Genomic DNA, 1,170 nt, shown 5'->3' on the forward strand with positions numbered 1-1,170 from the left:
ACATAGCTTAAAGCGTTGGCGGCAAAAGCCGCTGCAGCACCTGCGGCGGCAACGATGATGCCGCCGATCGCCGGGCCGACGCTGCGCGTCAAGTTGAAGCCCAAGGAGTTGAGCGCGACGGCAGCCGGCAGCTTGGCGCGCGGCACCATATCGCCGACAGAAGCCTGCCATGACGGGTTGTAAAGCGCCGTGCCGCTGTTGATCAGGAAGGCGAAGGCGAGCAGCGTCCACGGCGTTATCAAGCCAAGATAGGTGAACACGGTCAGCAGAACCGAGACGACCAGCATGAAGATCTGGGCAATCAGCATAACCTTGCGCCGGTTAAAGCTGTCGGCGATGGCACCGGCAACGAGCGCAAACAGCATGATCGGCAAGGTGGTCGAGGCCTGGACCAGCGCGACCTGATAGGACGAGGTGGCGATCGTGGTCATCATCCAGGCGGCGCCGACGCCCTGGATCAGGCCACCGAAATTCGAAACCAGACTGGCGGACCATACGGCGCGGAAAATGCCGTGCCGGAACGGCGCCAGCGCCGAGACGCGTTCGCTGTCCGGCTCGTCGTCGATCATAGATGCTTCCCCGACTTCAAATGCTGCCTTCTTCCAGAATCGATCCCCTCATACCGTTCCTTCAAGGTAGAGCATGACTTCGCAAAGGGCGAAGGCCTTTTCAAAGGAGATCATGGTCCAACAACAGGATAGCGTACGCTGGAACAAGTCAGCGGCCACCCTTGCAGGCGGCGTGAAGCGCTTCGGTGAGGGCGGACTTTGGGCCAGCCGATGCGACTGCGGCCTGCTAAATTTTTACGAATGTCGTTATCTCAAACCGCTGCGCACCCTCGGATCAAAACGCCCGAGGGGCAGGCTATGGGCGACATCCATTACCGATCTTCGAATCCGGTCAGCACGCCGACGGCGTTGATGCCGATTTCCTCGACGGCATAGCCGCCTTCCATGACGAACAGCGTTGGCAGGCCGAGCTTGGCGATGCGACGGCCAATCTTGGGATAGTCGCCGCTTTTCAGCTTGAACTTGCTGATCGGGTCCTTCTCGAACGTGTCGACGCCAAGCGAGACGACAACGACTTCGGGAGCGTAAGCCGCAAGTTTCGCGCAGGCGTCCTCCAGCGAAGCATTCCAGGCGTCCCATGCGGTGCCGAACGGCATGGGGT

The 1,170-nt window shown here is 60.5% G+C and carries 1 protein-coding gene and 1 pseudogene; both read right to left on the bottom strand.

Going from position 1 to position 1,170, the window contains the following annotated elements:
• Positions 1–569, bottom strand: a 569-nt coding sequence (locus EOA86_RS35520) for an MFS transporter (protein ID WP_128345730.1), incomplete at its 3' end; no start/stop codon positions are given.
• Between the two features lie 311 nt (positions 570–880).
• Positions 881–1,170 (bottom strand): annotated as a pseudogene (locus tag EOA86_RS35525) (histone deacetylase family protein); the annotation flags it as partial.

The organism is Mesorhizobium sp. M5C.F.Ca.IN.020.32.2.1 (genome assembly GCF_004023105.1).
In the GTDB taxonomy this organism is placed as follows: domain Bacteria; phylum Pseudomonadota; class Alphaproteobacteria; order Rhizobiales; family Rhizobiaceae; genus Mesorhizobium; species Mesorhizobium wenxiniae.